Raw genomic sequence first — 17,466 nt, 5'->3', positions numbered from 1 at the left:
CGCGGCCCTGTCGCGGGCCGCCGCGGCCCAACGGGCCCGTGGGAAGAACTGCGCATCGCGCAGTTCTTCCACCACGAGTCCAGCGCTTGCGCTGGTTCGGGTCGAGGGGCGAACAGCCCCCGCGGGGTCCGGGGCAGCGCCCCGGCGCGGCGGCCCCTAGCCGCGGACCTCGCCGAAGTCCTCGGTCGTCCACTCCAGCGCGCCGCGCTCGTTCCGCGCGCGGCGCGCTGCCTCGAGCTTGCGTAGCTCGACGCGGCGGATTTTGCCCGAGATGGTCTTCGGCAGCTCGGTGAACTCGATCCGCCGCACGCGCTTGTACGGGGCGAGCCGCTCGCGTGCGAACTGCAAGATTGCCTGCGCGGTGTCGCGCGTGGGCGCCACGCCGGGCGCCAGCACCACGAACGCCTTGGGCACGCTCGTGCGCACCGGGTCGGGGCTCGGCACCACCGCAGCTTCGGCCACGGCCGGGTGCTCCAAGAGCGCGCTCTCGAGCTCGAATGGGCTGATCCGGTAATCCGAGCTCTTGAATACGTCGTCGCCGCGGCCGACGAAGGTGTAAAGCCCCGCCGCGTCACGCACGGCTTCGTCGCCCGTACGGTAGTATCCGCCCGCGGTGACCTCTGCGGTGCGCGCCTCGTCGTCGAGGTAACCCGCCATGAGCCCCATCGGCCGCGGGTCGAGCGCGAGCGCGATTTCGCCCTCGGAGCCGGCGCGGCCCTCGGCGTCGAGCAGCGCGACGGTATAACCGGGCAGCGGCCGGCCCATCGTACCGGGCACCACGGTCATCCCGGGCGTATTGCCAATCTGCGCCGTGGTCTCCGTCTGCCCGTAACCGTCGCGCACCGTGAGGTTCCACGCGCGGCGTACCGCATCGATGATCTCGGGATTGAGCGGTTCGCCGGCGCTCACGGCCTCCCGCAATGAAACCGGGTGCGCCGCGAGGTTTTCGAGGATGAGCATCCGCCAGACGGTCGGCGGCGCGCATAACGTGTCCACTTTGCACCGCGCGAGCAGGTCGAGCGTGGCGGTGGGCACGAAGCGCTTGTAGGCGTGGACGAGCACCGTGGCGCCGGCGTTCCACGGTGCGAACACGCTCGACCAGGCGTGCTTGGCCCAGCCGGGCGAGCTGATGTTGAGGTGCGTGTCCCCCTCGCGCAGCCCCACCCAGTACATCGTGGACAGGTGCCCCACGGGATAACTCTGGTGCGTGTGCAACACGAGCTTCGGTTTGGCCGTGGTGCCCGAGGTGAAGTAAAGCAGCAGCGGGTCGGTCGCGCGCGTGGGCGTGGCACTCGTGGGCAAAGCGGCAGGCGCGGCGTATGCGTCGTCGTAGCGCGTCCAGCCCTCGATCGGCTCGCCCACGGCGATGCGCACCACGTCCGGGCCGGCGGCGCCAAAGCGGTCTGCGACCGCGGACTCGGCGATCACGCAGCGCACCTCGCCGCGCGTGAGCCGGTCGGCCACGTCCTCGGCGGTGAGCTGCGTCGTGGCCGGGATGAGCACCGCGCCGATCTTCGCGGCGCCGAGCAGCACCTCCCACAGCGGCAGCACGTTGGGGAGCATGACCAGGATACGCGCGCCGCGTTCGACGCCGAGCCCGTGGAGAAACCGCGCCACGCGCGTGGAGCGCTCGGACAGCTCGGCAAACGTGGCGGTCGTTTCGGCACCCGACTCGTCGACGATCCAGAGCGCGCGGCGCGTGTTGCCGCGGGCGTACACGTCGAACCAGTCGGTGGCCCAATTGAAGTGCTCGAGCACGGGCCAGGAAAAGCCAGCGCACGCGCGATCATGGTCGTCGCGTGTTGCGAGCAGGTGGTCGCGGGCGCGTAGGAAGAGGTCCGTGGCGTTCATGGCAGGCTGCTCGTGAGAAGTATACGACCCGCAATGCGCGCGCAAGAGCGGCCCCTGGGAGGCGCTGAGCTGGGGCGTTGCCCCAGGCCCCACCAGGGGTTGTCCACCCCTGGACCCGGACCAGCGCAAGCGCTGGACCCGGGGTCGATGAACTGCGCGATGCGCAGTTCATCGAACAGGCCGAGTCAAGACTGGCGAGCGACCGCGCCAAACCAAGACCGCCACGCTGACGTCGCGATTGGCAACGCCGTCCCTGGTCTTGCCACCGGCCGTGGGAAGAACTGCGCATCGCGCAGTTCTTCCCCAAATGGTCCAGCGCTTGCGCTGGTTCGGGTCGAGGGGCGAACAGCCCCCGCGGGGCCCGGGGCGGCGCCCCGGCGCGGCGGCCCCAAGAAGAGACCAATCCTCAGCGTCAACGCTCCCGCCGGGCGACGGCCTCGGGGGCTGGTACGAAGGGCAGGGTGATGGTGAATGTGCTGCCCTTGCCGACTTCGCTCTCGACCCAAATGCGGCCGCCGTGCGCTTCGACGAGTTGGCGGACGATGAAGAGCCCGAGCCCGAGCCCCTCGGTCCGCTGGCCCGACCTTGCGCGGTAATAACGCTCGAAGAGATGGGGGAGGTCGTCGGGCTGCACGCCGCAGCCTCGGTCTCGCACTGCGGCGACGATTTCTGCGTCGCGTGCTTCGATGCCGATCGTCACGAGCTCCTCGGGTGGGGAGTATTTGAGCGCATTGCCGACGAGGTTGACGAAGATTCGCTCGAAGCGCGCAGGGTCGAGGAGCACCGGGCGCACGTCCTCTGGCGGCGGCTCGATTCGCAGGCGCGCCTGATCCTGCGTTGTCCATGCGCGAGAGACGATGTCTCGAAGCAGGGGTAGGAAATCGCAAGGCTCGGCGCGCAACCGCAGCTGACCCGAATCGAGCCTGGCCGCGTCGACGAGGTCGTCGATCAGCGTGGCCAAGCGTTTTGCGCTACCGATGATGCGGTCGACGACGGACACCTCGCGGTCCATTTGGCTCCGCGTGAGGTTACGTCGAAGCATCTGGGCAGCCGGCATCATGACGGTGATGGGCTGGCGCAGATCGTGCGAGATGGCGTGTAGAACGTCCTCCCGAGCCTCCTCGAGCCTTCGGATCTCCGTGATGTCGCGCGAAACGATGACGCCGAGCGAGATGGGGCTCGAGCCGTGCTGGACCGCGCTCGTGCTCACCAGCAAATGCCTTCGCGACCCATCCCGCATGTCGAGCGAGTATTCGACTTCCCTGATGGATTCGCCACGCAGGAGCCGCTGGGCGGGGAACTCGCCCGGAGGTACGGGCTCCCCGCTCGGTATCCGCAAGCGTGCGTGGCGCGGGACATCGTCGACATGAAAGAACCAATGGCCCGCGAGCGCGTAGTTCGCCCGATTCTGCAGGATGACGTTGCCATCACCGTCGATGACCATGACGGACTCGGCCATGCTCCCGAGCAGCGCGCGCAGCTCGGCCGCCTTGCGCTCCGCCTCCGCGCGCGCGCGGCCGAGCGCGTCCTCCATTCGTTTTCGCTCGGTGATGTCGGAAAACACCGTCACAGCGGCGACGATGCGCCCTTCGCGATCCACGACTGGCGCCGCGCTGATGTTGACGTGCACCGCTCCGCTCTCGCGCGGGTGAACGTACTCCTCGTCCCGCACGGTCTCGCCCCGGAGCGCGCGCGAGAGTGGAAAGTGGTTGGCGGTGCACCGCTGCCCATCGCGATGCAAATCGAACCCGTCGTAGTCGTAGAAACTCGCGCATTTCGGCTGCGGACCGAACATGAGCTCGGCTCGCTCGTTGGTGAGGACGAACGTGCCGCTCGCGTCCACGATGCTCACGCCGGAAGGCATCTGGTGCAGCACCGCCTCGAGCAGCGAGCGGTTGGCTTCGATGCGCTCGATCAGCTGCGCGCGCTCTTCCGCTCCGCGCCTCCGCGCCTCCTCGGCGCGCAAGCGGCCTGTGACGTCGCGAAGGAGGGCATAGGCGCCGGATAGCCCGCCCGCGTCGTCCCGGATGGGGCTCGCCGTCACCGCGATCAGGCGATCGGTGCTGCCCGGAACGTTCAACGAGAGAACCTCCTCGACGACGGCCGCGCCGCCGAGCGCCCGCGCGAGTGGTGTCTCGCCCCAGGGAATGGGTCGACCATCCTGGTACTGGTAGCGCACGGTCGTCCCTGCGAACTCGTCTCGAATGTCCTCGCCAGGCGAGCGCGGGGGCAGCGCGAGCTCTTCCAAGGATTCGTTCGCGAAGACGACGCGCGCGTCCGTGTCGACCACGAGGACGGCATCGGCGATGGGAGCGAGCGCGGCCCCCAGGAAATGCAGGCGTTCGAGCTTTACCAAAAAACCCTCAGCGCCCCCGGCGCCTCGGGCACGCCTGCGGGAGCGACGTGTCGGGTCCGAGAGTCGCAAAAGAATGATGTGCGAGGGGCGGAAGTGCAAGCAAGCCAGCCCAGCGGGTTCGCCCGTGGCAGTGCGTGCGGCTGCGGGCCTCGATCACCGCCTGGATACCGGTGGCCTCTGAAAGCGAACGTAGTCGAACCGGCTGATGAGGTCCGGCACTCCGTCGGTGATGACGCGGTGGTGATAAGTGTCGACACGATTGAAGATCAGGTCCCACTTCAGCGAGTCGTAGTCCGTGTACGCGATGAGCCCCACCTGAAGCGTTTGCGGCAGGTCGGGACGCTCTTCTCGGCGCATGACGCGCCAGTCTTCCTTCTCCGCACGACGAAGAAGCGTGATGCGTGTGCCGACACGCGCAATGCGAAGCTCCACCCAGCCGGGGGTTCGCGGGCTGAGCTCGAGCCGACTCGAGCTGTCTTTGGTATTCTTCGTCTCGAACTGAGGGACGCCGTCACCGTCGCCGCTCCCCGCCGTGATGAAGATCCAGTTCTCCGTGCCTTCCTTCCAATTCTTGCGCCCTTCGTCGTGTGGTGCGCGAGCGAGCAGACCAGCAAGCGAATACCCCCGCGCTGGTACGTCCGCGGTCGCACCCGTTACGAGCACGCGTGTCGTGACGATGAAATCACCCGTCACCTTCTTGAAGAGGAACGGCGCGTGAAAGTCGCCGAACCAGAAGCTCGCATAGGGTTCCAAGGTGAGATTTCCTGGGTTCGCCGTGTTGGCGTCCAGCTTCTTGATCTCATCCGGCCATCCCTCCACGTCGCTGAGCTTTGCCCACTGCGGAAGCGTTGAAGCGTCATCGAATTCGTCGCTCAGTGGCGCGAGGTCATCGTTGCCTTGGGGGGATGCGTCGACGGCAAGCGTTTTCTCGTCAGCATGAACATTCCACTCTGGCCCCTCACGTGTCACATGGCTAATGACGCAGCCACTGGCAAACGTCGCAACACCAAGCGCGAGTGCGATGGAGGCAAGAACTTCTTTCTTGAACTTGGTAAGCATGTAAATTCTCTTCGCGATTGTCGTGTGCGATCATGAAGCGAGGAGAGACACGACGCTGCTCGCGGTCGCCTTCGCTGATTGAGGGTTCTGGCCAGTCACCAATCTCCCGTCGACAACGACCTTCGAGACGAACGGGAGGATGCTCTTCTCGTATTGCGCGCCGCGCGCGCGCATCTCCGACTCGGCGTTGTACGGCACCTTCGTCGCAACGCCGGCGAGTACTTCCTCACACCACGAATAGCCAGTGACGCGCCGTCCTGCGACCAGGAGGCGTCCGTCCGACAGCTTCGTGTTGAGGAGGCCGCAGTAGCCGTGGCACACCGAAGAGACGACCCCACCATGCTCGTAGATGTCGCGTGTGAGAGCTTGGAGCGCCTCGTCGTCGGGGAAGTCCCACATGACGGCGTGGCCACCGGTAAAGTAAATCGCGTCGTAGTCTGCGGCGTCGATCTCGTCAGGCCGAGCGGTGGACGAAAGCAGCGCTGACCAAGTTGGATCTGCCCAGCGCGCTTTGGCGGACGCGTCGAGAAGCGGCCACTTGAGCGAACGGGGCTCAAGAGGTGTCCGCCCTCCCTTCGGGCTGACCAAGCGCTGCTCGTAGCCCCGCGCGGCGAAGACGTCATAAGCATGCGTCAACTCCGAGAGCCACAAGCCGGTCGGCGTCGACCGGCCTTCATAGTGGTCCACGTTGCTGACGACGTGGAGAATGCGCTTGGTCCTGCTCATCCGCCAGATCCTCGGAACAGCCGCATGAACAGTCCGCTGACTGCCATCTGGCTGCGTAGATAGCCGGTGTACTTGGGCAAGTCGTCGGCGGCGTCGCCGAGCCTCCGATGGTAGAAAATGTGTATCGCCGGCGGCGGGAGGAGCTCCTTCCGTTTGAAGTTGATGCTCGGAAGGAGGGCGAGCTTCGCCGGGCCGAAGCCAAAGAATTCGATCGCGGGCTTGCCGCACGTCTTGCAGAGCCCGCGGTTGATGTTCGGGGGCGGGCGATACTTCTTGAACGCAATCTGGCTCGTGTCGTTCACTTCGACGTACTTGGCGCGAAGCACCGTCACGTCGGCAAACGGCTTGTCGTTGTAGGCTTGGCAGATCGTGCAGTGGCAAAAGAAACGTACGGCCGGCGCTGCGCCGACCTCGAATTGGGCAGCGCCGCATTCGCAGGTCGCTTGCTGTTGCTGAAGAGTCTCTGTCATGGCCGATGTCCGCTGTTTGGGGGCGCCCACCACGGCGGGAGCACGGGGACCGGAGGCGCGGGGCGGCTGCGAACGCCCGCTTCATGGAAGAACTGTGCGCTGAAACTTCCCGATGAAGGAAGTGATATGATTTCATGCACCTCGATGAGTCGCGTGCATGATCGCTTCGACACGATGGACCTCAACCTGCTCCGCGTCTTCGAGGCCGTCTTCCGGGAACGCCACCTGACGCGGGCGGCGCGTGTCCTCGCGCTGAGCCCCTCGGCGGTGAGTCATGCGCTGGGAAGGCTCCGCGAGCACCTCGACGATCCGCTCTTCGCGCGTGAGGGGACCGAGATGGTGCCCACGGCGGCATGCCTGCGCATGGCGCCCGCGCTCGTCGAACAGTTGGCTCAGTTGCGCGGACTCCTCCATCGGTGGGGTGCGTTCGAGCCCTCCACGACGACGCTGATGTTTCGCGTCGGAATGCCCGACTCCATCGAGCCGATGCTCCTCCCTCAGCTCCGGAGCGCGCTCGCGAAAGCGGCTCCGCTTGCCACGGTGGCGAGCGTCGCGTACCAGCGCTCCGCCATTGCGCGTGAGCTTGCGTCGAGACACATCGATCTCGCCTTCGATGTCTCCATTCCGGTCCACGAGCCGGTACGACACCGTCGCATTCTGGAGGACGACTTCTGCCTCGTCGTGCGAGATGGGCATCCCCTTCGGCGGAAGCTTTCGATCGCGCAGTACGTCGGAGCGTCTCACGTCCTCGTGTCGAGTCGAGCGACGGGGCTCGTGCTCGAGGATCGCGCGCTGCTGAAGCTCGGCGTCGAGCGGCGCGTGGTGGTGCGCTGTCAGAGCTACGACTCGGCGTTCCGCGTGGTCGCTCACTCGGACGACGTGCTCACCGCGCCACGACGCTTGACGGGCGAGGTTGGGAAGGTCCACGCGCTCGCGCGACGCGCGTTGCCATTCAAGTTGCCACCCGTGCAGCTTCACCTCTACTGGCACGCGCACGCGGAGTCGGACCCGGCAAACATGTGGCTCCGCAGGCTCGTGGAGGAGGTCGCCACGGCCTGACGTTGCGAGCCCAGCGCGATGCGCACGCCGAGGGCGACCAGACGAGGCCATCCGCCCTCCATTCGTGTTATGTGCCGTGCATGGGATCCAACACCACGGCGGTCGCCGTCGACATCGATCGGGTGAAGGCGGCATGGGGCTCGAACGACGCGAGCCTCCGCGCGCGCGTCCTCTCGGCGCGATACAGCAAGTATCTCGCGACGATCGACGATCCGAGCACGGGCGCGCTCGATGAAATCCTCGCCGGCGCCCTCGGCGATTGCCGTCCGTCGCAGTACGGCTACGCGGTGGTGGCGCTGATGCACACGCTCGGGACCCTGCTCCAGCACGAGGTACGCAGCATGGAGGCGATCTTTGGCATCGACGACGTCGACAGCCCGGACCTCAACTACCCCGACGAAACCTGGCCCGTTCCCATCCCCAACACCCCGGAGTACCCGCTCGTGACCATCATCCCCCGGGACCGGCTCGCGGCGCTCGCCGCCAAGATCCCCGCTGCGCACGACGGCAAGGGCGGCGAGTTCATCGAGGCGCTCACGGGCTGGGTGGCGAAGACCATCGAGCTCGGCGTGGATCTCGTCATCTTCGATTACTGATACCCGGATCGCGATCCGAGCCTCGGCGTGCTCGTCCTGCTCACGGCATCGCCGCCCGGACCCCTTCCTCTCCCGCTGGCTCTTTACAGCCTCGCCCCGCCCGCGGATACTCCTCGGGCCATGCGGCCGGAGGATGTGTTTCAGGCGGCGAACCGCGCGGCGGGCGCGCCTCGCCCGCGGCTTTCGCCGTGCTGCCCACGAGCACGGACCTGGAGCACGCCGAGGGCGCACGGCTCCCGCTGGGTGAGCGGGGCGGAAGCGAGAGCGGCCGCCGGGATGGAGGGGTCGGGGAGGAGCGCGTAAGGAGAACCATGAGCACATCGACGCAGGAGGATCTGCAAGCCGAGAACGACGCTCTACGGCGGGAGAACCAGGAGCTTCGCCGCCGCATGGAGGAGATGTCACGCGAGAACGAGGTGCAGAAGCAGCGCATTGCGGACCTTCAGTCCAGCGAGCTGATGCTGCAGGCCTTCCTCGACAACACACCGGCCGTCATGTACGTCAAGGACGCCGAGGGACGGTTAGCTCTGACAAACAAGGAGCACGATGTTTTCTTCGGGCAGATCCCCGGGAGCATGCGAGGGAAGACCGATTACGACAATTTCCCTGCGGAGGTCGCCGAGGGCATTCTCGCCTTTGACCGGCAGGTGATGGCCGCCGGGCATGTCTTGCGCAAAGAGGACGAGCTCCCCCACCCAGAGGGCACGCGCACGTATCTCACCATCAAGTTTCCGATCGCCGGCATGCAGGGCATGGATGGCGCGCTCGGCGGCGTCTCGATCGATATCACCCCGATAAAGCTTGCCGATGCGGCGCGGGCAGCGGCCCAGGCGGACATCATCGCCGCGCAGCAGGCCACGATCCGCGAGCTCGCCACCCCGCTCCTGCCCATCGCGGAGCAGGCGCTCCTCCTGCCGATCGTCGGCCTCATCGACGAGGAGCGTGCGCAGCGGATCATCGAGCATCTCCTGCGCGCGATCACCGAGCATGGCGCGGAGGTGGCGATCCTCGACATCACGGGCGTGCGCGCGGTCGACACGCAGGTCGCCGACGCGCTCGTGCGGGCGGCCCAGGGGGTGCGTCTGCTCGGGGCGACCGCGGTGCTCACGGGGATCCAGCCGTCGATCGCGCGTACGTTCATCGAAATGGGCGTAGACCTCAGCGGGCTCGCCACGCTCGGCACCCTCCAGGAAGGCATCGCCTTCGCCCTGAAACGTCGCGCCTTCCGCTCGGCGGGCAGATCCCAATAAGGACACCGCAGCGGCTATTTCGGGCAACGGATTCTCGTGCTGCCGATGCACCGCCAAAGCGGCATCCCGATGTACGCGCCGGAGCACCGCCTATCGCACGCCTACAATTGCACCTCGACCTCGCATTCGATCCCGCTGATCGACAGCCCCCAGTCGTCACCGATGTTCCAGCGGCGGAGCTCGGCGTCGATGACGCGGAGCGCCTCGTCGGCGTGGCGGAAGTCGTGGATGCGGCTCGACATGTTCCACTGGTCGAGCGGCGCGTTCGAGTCGACGCAGGCCCCGAGCCCCAGGGTATCGGCGTTCATCTTCCCGAGCGTCTTCTTCATCGCCCCGAGCACCGACATGCCAATCGCCATGAAGTGCACCTTCGGGCACGCCACGGGGTCGGCGCCGGGGGCGTCGCATTCATTCAGATCGCGCTTGCTGTAATCGATCCGGCGCGTCCCGTGGCCGTGCACGCGGATGTAATACTCTGGGGCGTCCGGATACGAGCCCGTACAGGTCTTCGGCGGCTCGAACGAGACCCCTTCGGCGCTCGAGACGAGCGTAATCTGCGAGGGCTGCCCCTTCACCATTGCGCTCGGGCAGTCCTCCGCGGCCAAGGGCGGCGGGGGAGGCCCGCAGCCGACGAACGCGACGCAAGCCACGAGGACGAGAACGTGAAACCGCATTGTCACGAGTGCTTCGCGCCCGAGGGCTCGTTGTCTGAGCATGCCATGTATTCTCCGGCAGACGTTTCGATGGAACCGTGCACGCGCCGTCCAGGCAGCCATCGTGCCAGCCTGAAGCTCCCCGATGCACCGCCCGCCGCCGCCGGCTCCGACTCCACCGCCGATACATAGCTGTCGACTGGGAGTTCACGCCCCGATTCGGTTGTAGACTCTCAGTCCACAACCGAATCGAGGCTAGCTCGCGACCGGGCGCGCGCGAACGCGCTGGCACCCGACCGGGATCGAGGTCGCCGCCCACGATAAGGAACGCCACTTCGGGGACCTGGGCCCGGTCCCTCCCCGGCGCGCTGGGCACCTCGGTTGGCGAAGGCGGCGACCGGATGGGAACCGAGCCGGTAGGGTTGACGGCGCCGGCGTGTCGGAGCCGCGGACCCTGACCCGTTCCCATCCCCAACACCCCGGAGTACCCGCTCGTGACCATCGTCCCCCGGGACCGGCTCGCGGCGCTCGCCGTGGATCTCGTCATCTTCGATGACTTGATACCCGGATCGCGATCCGATCCCTGCCCGCCGAGGGAACGAAGGCCCGGCCCTTCGAAGATGGCCGTCCCGAGCGCACGGGTGCAGCAATTCTGCTCCCCGGGAGTTCCCCTACGACAGACGCAAAGCTGCTGAACATGTGCTCCAAGGCGAGCTGCTCGCCCGGCGTTTAGGATAAGCAAACCAGGATTTCCGATTTCTCAGCGGTGGGGGCCAGGTCGCCGCGCGCAGCAGCCGGGCGATGACGTTTGCCGCGATGGGGCGACTCGACGAGGCGATCGAGGAGCAGAAGGCCTCCGAAGGGCTTGACCGAGCGGCGCACCTCGACATGTTTGCCTTCGCGTAGACACGGGTCCCAAATACCAGGGAAGGAGGGAATCGTGGTGCAATTGTGTGATTTCGTCGTAGCGGGGTTTGCCGTTCAATGTGCGCTCATCGCTGGCTGCGGGGCTTCCGCGTCCCAGGTCGAGGAGGACGTGGGGGAGAGCGAGGCGACAATCGAGACTGGCGATTTCGTTTCGATCGAATCCTACAACCTGCGCGGCTATTATCTGCGCCACAGAAACTATCTCGGCGAGCTCACGACGATAAGCTCGGGGCTCGACAGGGCCGACGCGACGTTCCGCCTCGTCCCGGGGCTCGCGAACACGGCGTGCTACTCGTTCGAATCGAGCAATTTCCCAGGTTACTACCTTCGGCATCAAGACTTCCGCATCAAACTCCACCCGTATGCCGGCGATTCCCTTTACCGGAACGACGCGACGTTCTGCATGAGGCCCTCGATTCAGCCCGGTGTCGGGACCCCGTGGGTGTCGTTTGAATCGTATAACTTACCCGGGTATTACCTCCGCCACGCCAACTACCACTTTTTTATCGGAAACCAGGGCGGACCGTTCAGGGAGGATGCGACGTTCCAGTTGGTCGATCCGCTGTAGGCGTGGCGGAGCGGGGTGTAGGGCAGGGGGCCGTCCTGACCACCTGGGCTCGGTTGGAGATTGGGAATCGAAGTGCTCTCGCTCTCGCCGCTGCCGACGCAGCCCATGGCCAGGGCGAACGCCCGCGCGCACGGGGCCGCCCGCGTTCGGAGCGACTGGCAGGATTTAATGGCACGCGCCGCACGGGGGATCGGACGGAGTGTCACCACCCGTCCCAAGTGAAATGCTGCCATCGAGCAGGGTGTCCTCGAAGAGCGTGACGGGCGAGGTCGCCGTATCGCCGCTCCGCAGGTTGACTCTGTTCAGGGCGGTGATCGGGCTCGTGGAGGTGATCTCGACCCAGCCGACCGAGCGTCCGTTCGCGGGATCCGAGTTCGGGATCGATAGCCACTCGGGATCCTCGGCCGAGCGCCACACGCCGCGGCGGGGGATCTGACGCTCGAAGGAGGTCAGATAGCCGGAGCCATCCACCTTGCGGATCCGTACGGTGATGGTGGCCGGGTTCTTGGCGTCCGGGTTGTTGACGACGAGGTCGGTCCATTGCGTATAGCCCGCCGTGCTCGGCCATCTCTTGAGGTAAAACGACGCGAATTGCATCGACGAGGACTTCTGTGCGAGCGGCTCGTCGTCGAGCCATGTCAAGGGCGAGGTCGCCGTGCTTCCATTGCGGAACATCACCCGGTTGATCCCGAAGACCTCCTGCGTCGAAGTTATCTCGGTCCAGCCCTGGCTGCCCGTGGCGCTCGCCCAGCTCGCATCGCCGAAGGCATTCCAAAAGCCCATCGCCGGGATCGTCCTCGAGAACTGGGCGAGATCCTGGCAGGCTCCGTCGCTCCGACGCACGAAGACCGTGATGGTCGCGGGCGTCGGGTTGGGGTTGACGATGATGGGGTGCGACCATTGCGTGATCGTACCGCCCGCCGGCGCGCCCTTGAGGAAGAGCGGCGCGCGCAGGTCCCCGGAGAGCGTGGCGTCGAAGCCGGCGTCGTCGAGGAGGAGGGGCGAGGCATTGTAGGTGTTGCCGCTACGCAGAGCGGTCCGGCTGGAGGCGACGACCGGGGCGTCCGATAGCACCTCCAGCCAGCCAATCGCGCCGCCATTGCCGGGGTCGGTAGGCGCGATGCCGAGCCACCCCGGATCGCCGTAGGACGACCACGCGCCCTTCGCGGGTAGGGTGCGGTTCAGGATCGCGTGTACTCCGCTGCCGTCGCTCTTGTGCACCCGCACCGCGATGTTCGCCGGCGCGGTGCTGGGGTTGTTCACGGTGATGTCCGTCCACTGGGTGACGCCGCTGGTCCCGGTGGGCCAGTTTCGCAGAAAGAACGTGGAGAAGAGCCGCGTCGAAGGCGATTTCAGGAACCGAGTGTCATTGAAGAGCGAAACCGGGGAGTCGAACGTCGTACCCGTCCGCACGTCGATCCGGTTGTTCGCGGCCACCTCCGCGTCGGATTCGAGCTCGACCCAGCCGACCGTACGGTGATTGACGGGGTCAGTCTCGGTCACGCCGAGCCAAGCCGGGTCGCCGTAGGAGTTGTACCACCCGCCCGCGGGGATCGTCTTCGAGATCGTCCCGAGCGTCCCGAGCCCGTCATTGCGGTGAACGGTGAACGTGACATGGGCCGGCACGGAGTTCGGATTGTTGATGACGACGCTGGACCATTGCGTGCGCCCGTCGACCGTCGGGACATTCTTCAGGTAGTAGCTGGCGAACTGGTGCGTGGGTACCGTGAGGCCCTGCTCGTCGGCGTCGATCGGCTCGTCGATCGGGCCCTCGTCGTCGCCGCCGACGCAACCCATGGCCAGGACGAACGCAGCGGAGGCGAATGCTATAAGGAGGGTGAATATGCGGGACATGAGATCCTTTCGTGCGTGGGTCTCTTGGAGACGCCGCGCCGGGGCGCTGCCCCGGACCCCGCGGGGGCTGTTCGCCCCTCGACCCGAACCAGGGCAAGCCCTGGACCGTTCGTGGAAGAACTGCGCGATGCGCAGTTCTTCCAACAGGCCCGTTGCCGATTGAGATGTCAGCGCGGCTGTCTTGATGGGCAGGGTCGCTCGTGGTCTTGCCTCGGCCTGTTCGATGAACTGCGCATCGCGCAGTTCATCGACCCCGGGTCCAGCGCTTGCGCTGGTCCGGGTCCAGGGGCGGATAGCCCCTGGTGGGGCCTGGGGCAACGCCCCAGCTCAGCGCCTCCCAGATGAGACCCATGCCCAGCGCCGGGCCCTCCCATTTCAGTTGCAGCTCGCCGACGCGCAGCAGATGTACACGGGGAAGAGGTCGTACCACTTCGTGTCATCGACGCAGGTGCACGCGGACTCGGAGCAATAACCCAAGAGGCAGGTGGGCTTCGCCTTGAAGCACGCCCACGCTTGGTTCGACGACCGGTAGCAGCCGCCGCTCATCGGGCCGCAGGAGGCGCTCTCCGTCCCCGACGACGGGCTCTTTAGTGCCTGCGCGGCCGTGTTTGCCGCGCGGGCCTGCCCGTCCGACGGCGGGAGGAAGCCCTCCTCGACGAGGAGATCACGCGCCATCTCGAGCTCCGTCATCGCCTCGGAGGACGACGCGGGACGACCCTTCCGCATGATTGCAGCCTCGCCCTTCCATTTCGCGATCGTGAGGTCATGCCCCGGCAAGGCCAGCGTGATCTCGAGCGACTCGTTCGCCTCGTCCTTGACGGCCGACAGCGTGCCGAGCACCTCGTCACGGTCGGAGAGAAGCGTGATCTCCGCGATATCCCCGACGGCGTCGGATGCATAACGCGCCACGCCCTGTTGCTGCAAGGACGCCGGGGCCTCGCGGACCTCGCCGAGATCGCGCTCTGCAATGGGCTCGCCCCCTGCGACGCAGCCGAGGAGGGAATGGGACGCCACCAGAACGAGGAGAATCGATTTCATGTTCATGGGAATACCCCTTGGGGAGCACAAACTCCCGGTCATGGAGCGCCGGCGAGGCGCATGCAAGCGTATCCACGTCGAGCCCCGCCCACGATCGCGCGGCGCGCGGCCATACGCCGCACCGCGCCCAGCGGCGCCGGGTCTCGCTGTCTGCTCTCGACCTGCTCTACGCCGAGCGCTTTCCCGGTCTGACAACGTCAGCAGTTTTTTTTCGTCAGGGGACCAGCACCCGCAGGCTCGCCCCGTCCGACGCTGGAGCTTCGCCCCGAACGGCGAGCGCCCGAGGGCGGGAGACGCAGCGGCTCGTGCCGCGCCGGTGTCACCGCGAGATCGCCACGACCCTCGGCGCCGCGGTGGGCCCCTTCCCACGACCGCTCGACTGACCTGCTTCGTCCGCCCCCCAGCACACCACGCGCCCGTCCGCGAATGCCGCGCAAGCGTGCGCCTCGCCGCAGCCGATCGCCTTCGCGCCCGCCGCGGCGGGCACCTCCACCGCCGTCCCTGCGGCTACGGGATCGCCCGTCCCGAGCTGCCCGCGACGCCCGTCACCCCAGCAGAGCACGCGGCCATCGGCCTTCTGCGCGCATGCGTGCTCCGCGCCCGCGCACAGCGCCACCACGCCCGCCATCCCGGCGACTGGCAGCGGATCCGTCGTGGCGGCGGGCGCCCCCCGTCCGAGCTGGCCACGCGCGTTGCTCCCCCAGCAGAGCACGCCGTCCGCCCCGAGCCCGCACGCGAAGTCGCGCCCCGCCGCGAGCACGCCCACGGTCTTGCCGTCGTCCTGCGATCCGAAGTCGCGTTCGGGCTGCCGCGGTGCGAGGCTCGGCGGCCCGAACGGGCAGGCGACGCGTGGCACGCCATTGACGTCGCTCAGTGTGCACAGCGCCGACGCGAAGGCAGCGCCACTCGCGGAGTACACCTTGGGGCAGGGCGTCCCCGATGGGCACGGCGGCGCGGGGCCGCGGCCCGTGAGGCGGAAGATGTCCGTGTCCTGGTGCGCGCCGGTGCACGCCGCGAAGGAGCCGGAATACTCCTCGGACCAGAAGAAGCACGAGCTGTCACGCGTGAGCACTGGCTGGGTCTTTTCGTGCTGGATGTGCTCGCCGGCGCGGCCCATCGCGCGCACGAGGACGGGGCTCGGGCGTTCGAGGCGGGTCCCGTCGCCGAGCTGCCCGTGATCGTTCTTCCCCCAGCACCGAATGGCGTCCTCCTGCACGGCGCAGGCGTGATCGGGGCCTGCGGCGAGGGCCAGCACGCCACCGAGCCCGTCGCCGCCGCACTGGCCGGAGTCATTCGTGCCCCAGCAGCGAACCTGACCACGCGCGGTGAGGAGGCAGGAGAAGGCGCGGCCGAGGGCGAGCGTGGTGCTCACGGGATCAGGGGCGCCGGTGGCGGAGGGGGAGGGGACGACGGGCGGCGGGGGCTCGGGGCGGCAGGCGGCGAGGAGAGCGAAGGCGAAAAGGATGCGGCGCATGCTGGTCTATGGGGGGAGAGGGGGAGAATGTGACGGCGATGGGCGGCGGCCTGTTGATCGACCCGTTTCGCGTCGAAGTGTTACCCAAGATTCCGGTTGCGAAGTTCGGGCCCCTTCCAAGGCCACCTCCCCGTTCGCCGCCCTGTCTCCGCGCCCCTTCCAAGGCCACCTCCCCGCTTGGGGACCTGTCTCCGCGCCCCTTCCAAGACCACCTCCCCGTTCGCGGACCTGTCTTCGCGCCCCTTCCAAGGTCACCTCCCCGCTTGGGGACCTGTCTTCGCGCCCCTTCCAAGCTCACTTCCCCGTTCGCCGACCTGTCTCCGCGCCCCTTCCAAGCTCACCTCCCCGCTTGGGGACCTGCCTTCGCTCCCCTTCCAAGCTCACCTCCCCGCTTGGGGACCTGTCTCCGCGCCCCTTCCAAGCTCACCTCCCCGCGCGCCGACCTGTCTCCGCGCCCCTTCCAAGACCACCTCCCCGCTCGCCGACCCCTCGTCGCGCCCTCTCCGCGGGCACATCGCTTCATTCCGGATCGCCCCTGCTCCATTTCGGATCGCTCCCCGATCCATTCCGGAGCGTCCCCGCCTCCGTGCCCACGTGCGCTTTGCCCTTTCCACGCGCATTTCCCGGCATTCTCCCGCTGGCATTCCCCTTGCTGGGTCTGCCTCCCGAACCCGCGGCGCGACATCCCGTCGCGTCCGTTTCCAGCGAGGTGTCTCTCCCATGTCGACGACCACCACCCCCGCCAAGCTCTCCCGCGCCGAAAAAGCGACCATCTGCCGCAAGATCCACGACAACCTCGTCACCCGCGCCCAGACGGGCCCCGCCGAGCCTGCGCTCGACGCGTTCATCCCGCAGCTCGACGCCACCGCCACGCGGCTCGACGCCCACGTGGCCGGCAAACATGCCGCCAGTGCCGCGCGCGCCGCGCACGGAGGCCGCGTCGAGAAGGCCGACGCCGAGGTGGATACCATGGCCTGCCACATCGAGAGCTTTCTCGGCAACGAAATCCATCGCCGCCAGGGGCCCCACGTCGCCGCGGTCCGAGCGATTCACGTCGCCGCATTCCCCGCAGGCCGCGCATTCCTCGACGCGCGTGTCCCCGAGGAGAACGCCGAGATCCGCCGGATCCTCGCCATCCTGCGCGCCCCAGAGCACGCCGCGACGCTCGCCGGGATCTCGTTCCCGATGGAATGGATCACGCGACTCGAATTGGCGGTCGACGAGAGCGACCTGGCCTATGCCGAGCGCGCTTCAGCGCGAGGAAACGCCGGCCATCACGTGAACCTCGGCAAGGACGCGGAGGCCCATTGGCTCGATGTGGTGGGTCGGCTGCGCAAGTACGTGGAGAGCCGCGCGTCCGCGGGGGACGTCAAGCGGTCCCTCGAAGGTCGGACGCTCCTCGCTCCGCTGTTGGACGCCATGGCGCACGCGAAAGCCGTGGCCGCCGCCCGCGCAACGCGACGGTCGAAAAAGGCGGGAGAGCCGACGGCCGAGATGCCGACGGGCTAGGTGCTGGCGCTTCTGCCTCCGCTTCTGCTCGCCGCGGAAGCGGAGCGGGGGCGGGAGCGGAGGCGGAGGCGGAAGC

14 protein-coding genes are annotated in these 17,466 nt (G+C 67.4%); 5 read left to right on the top strand and 9 right to left on the bottom strand.

From position 1 onward, the window contains the following. Positions 1-156: 156 nt before the first annotated feature. The 5 genes from KEG38_RS53520 to KEG38_RS53500 all read right to left on the bottom strand — a co-directional run bounded on the left by KEG38_RS53520 (position 157) and on the right by KEG38_RS53500 (position 6,462). Positions 157-1,851 (bottom strand): AMP-binding protein, encoded by a 1,695-nt coding sequence (locus KEG38_RS53520; protein WP_272428821.1) that lies wholly within the window; start codon positions 1,849-1,851, stop codon positions 157-159. A gap of 412 nt (positions 1,852-2,263) precedes the next feature. Next, on the bottom strand, positions 2,264-4,207 hold the full coding sequence (locus KEG38_RS53515) for a PAS domain-containing sensor histidine kinase (protein ID WP_272428819.1): 1,944 nt from the start codon (positions 4,205-4,207) through the stop codon (positions 2,264-2,266). Between the two features lie 153 nt (positions 4,208-4,360). Further along, a complete protein-coding gene (locus tag KEG38_RS53510; protein WP_272428817.1) occupies positions 4,361-5,266 on the bottom strand; it encodes a DUF1349 domain-containing protein in 906 nt (301 codons plus the stop codon). A gap of 30 nt (positions 5,267-5,296) precedes the next feature. Further along, positions 5,297-5,992 carry a type 1 glutamine amidotransferase domain-containing protein gene (locus KEG38_RS53505; protein WP_272428816.1) on the bottom strand — a complete coding sequence of 232 codons (696 nt, stop codon included), beginning with the start codon at positions 5,990-5,992 and terminating at the stop codon, positions 5,297-5,299. After that, the gene (locus KEG38_RS53500) at positions 5,989-6,462 is read right to left on the bottom strand and encodes a GFA family protein (protein WP_272428813.1); all 474 of its coding nucleotides are present in this window, start codon (positions 6,460-6,462) and stop codon (positions 5,989-5,991) included. The genes KEG38_RS53505 and KEG38_RS53500 overlap by 4 nt, the downstream gene beginning before the upstream one ends. Before the next feature lie 144 nt (positions 6,463-6,606). On the opposite strand from KEG38_RS53500, the gene KEG38_RS53495 reads away from it, so the two are divergent. The 3 genes from KEG38_RS53495 (at position 6,607) to KEG38_RS53485 (ending at position 9,367) form a co-directional block, all read left to right on the top strand. Continuing rightward, on the top strand, positions 6,607-7,521 hold the full coding sequence (locus KEG38_RS53495) for a LysR family transcriptional regulator (protein WP_272428812.1): 915 nt from the start codon (positions 6,607-6,609) through the stop codon (positions 7,519-7,521). An 80-nt stretch (positions 7,522-7,601) separates the two neighbouring features. After that, positions 7,602-8,117: a DUF7691 family protein gene (locus KEG38_RS53490; protein WP_272428810.1), complete on the top strand. Its 516-nt coding sequence runs from the start codon at positions 7,602-7,604 to the stop codon at positions 8,115-8,117. 311 nt (positions 8,118-8,428) lie between these two features. After that, a complete protein-coding gene (locus KEG38_RS53485; RefSeq protein ID WP_272428808.1) occupies positions 8,429-9,367 on the top strand; it encodes a PAS domain-containing protein in 939 nt (312 codons plus the stop codon). 101 nt (positions 9,368-9,468) lie between these two features. Here the strand turns inward: KEG38_RS53485 and KEG38_RS53480 are convergent, their stop codons facing one another. Beyond that, a complete protein-coding gene (locus tag KEG38_RS53480) occupies positions 9,469-10,083 on the bottom strand; it encodes a hypothetical protein (protein ID WP_272428806.1) in 615 nt (204 codons plus the stop codon). 877 nt (positions 10,084-10,960) lie between these two features. Between KEG38_RS53480 and KEG38_RS53475 the strand changes: the two genes are divergently transcribed. Continuing rightward, the gene (locus KEG38_RS53475) at positions 10,961-11,515 is read left to right on the top strand and encodes an AbfB domain-containing protein (RefSeq protein ID WP_272428803.1); all 555 of its coding nucleotides are present in this window, start codon (positions 10,961-10,963) and stop codon (positions 11,513-11,515) included. A 165-nt stretch (positions 11,516-11,680) separates the two neighbouring features. On the opposite strand, the gene KEG38_RS53470 is transcribed toward KEG38_RS53475, so the two are convergent. From KEG38_RS53470 to KEG38_RS53460, 3 genes are all read right to left on the bottom strand, one after another. Continuing rightward, the gene (locus KEG38_RS53470; RefSeq protein ID WP_272428801.1) at positions 11,681-13,369 is read right to left on the bottom strand and encodes a hypothetical protein; all 1,689 of its coding nucleotides are present in this window, start codon (positions 13,367-13,369) and stop codon (positions 11,681-11,683) included. A gap of 375 nt (positions 13,370-13,744) precedes the next feature. After that, positions 13,745-14,407 (bottom strand): hypothetical protein, encoded by a 663-nt coding sequence (locus KEG38_RS53465; RefSeq protein WP_272428798.1) that lies wholly within the window; start codon positions 14,405-14,407, stop codon positions 13,745-13,747. Positions 14,408-14,726: 319 nt separating this feature from the next. After that, positions 14,727-15,881 (bottom strand): RCC1 domain-containing protein, encoded by a 1,155-nt coding sequence (locus KEG38_RS53460; RefSeq protein ID WP_272428796.1) that lies wholly within the window; start codon positions 15,879-15,881, stop codon positions 14,727-14,729. 720 nt (positions 15,882-16,601) lie between these two features. Here KEG38_RS53460 and KEG38_RS53455 point away from each other — a divergent pair. Next, entirely contained in the window at positions 16,602-17,390 is a 789-nt protein-coding gene (locus KEG38_RS53455) for a hypothetical protein (RefSeq protein WP_272428794.1), read from the top strand. Positions 17,391-17,466 lie beyond the last annotated feature (76 nt).

It is taken from the genome of Polyangium jinanense (assembly GCF_028435265.1).
In the GTDB taxonomy this organism is placed as follows: domain Bacteria; phylum Myxococcota_A; class Polyangia; order Polyangiales; family Polyangiaceae; genus Polyangium; species Polyangium jinanense.
Note: the sequence above shows the minus strand (reverse complement) of the source record. Positions and strands in the feature narration are given on the sequence as shown.

Excerpts from the sequence above, each read along its gene's own strand:
- KEG38_RS53490 (WP_272428810.1), top strand. The coding sequence starts at position 7,602 with ATGGGATCCAACACCACGGCGGTCGCCGTCGACATCGATCGGGTGAAG.
- KEG38_RS53470 (WP_272428801.1), bottom strand. The coding sequence starts at position 13,369 with ATGTCCCGCATATTCACCCTCCTTATAGCATTCGCCTCCGCTGCGTTC.
- KEG38_RS53495 (WP_272428812.1), top strand. The coding sequence starts at position 6,607 with ATGAGTCGCGTGCATGATCGCTTCGACACGATGGACCTCAACCTGCTC.
- KEG38_RS53505 (WP_272428816.1), bottom strand. The coding sequence starts at position 5,992 with ATGAGCAGGACCAAGCGCATTCTCCACGTCGTCAGCAACGTGGACCAC.
- KEG38_RS53465 (WP_272428798.1), bottom strand. The coding sequence starts at position 14,407 with ATGAAATCGATTCTCCTCGTTCTGGTGGCGTCCCATTCCCTCCTCGGC.
- KEG38_RS53500 (WP_272428813.1), bottom strand. The coding sequence starts at position 6,462 with ATGACAGAGACTCTTCAGCAACAGCAAGCGACCTGCGAATGCGGCGCT.
- KEG38_RS53485 (WP_272428808.1), top strand. The coding sequence starts at position 8,429 with ATGAGCACATCGACGCAGGAGGATCTGCAAGCCGAGAACGACGCTCTA.
- KEG38_RS53480 (WP_272428806.1), bottom strand. The coding sequence starts at position 10,083 with ATGCTCAGACAACGAGCCCTCGGGCGCGAAGCACTCGTGACAATGCGG.
- KEG38_RS53520 (WP_272428821.1), bottom strand. The coding sequence starts at position 1,851 with ATGAACGCCACGGACCTCTTCCTACGCGCCCGCGACCACCTGCTCGCA.
- KEG38_RS53510 (WP_272428817.1), bottom strand. The coding sequence starts at position 5,266 with ATGCTTACCAAGTTCAAGAAAGAAGTTCTTGCCTCCATCGCACTCGCG.
- KEG38_RS53455 (WP_272428794.1), top strand. The coding sequence starts at position 16,602 with ATGTCGACGACCACCACCCCCGCCAAGCTCTCCCGCGCCGAAAAAGCG.
- KEG38_RS53460 (WP_272428796.1), bottom strand. The coding sequence starts at position 15,881 with ATGCGCCGCATCCTTTTCGCCTTCGCTCTCCTCGCCGCCTGCCGCCCC.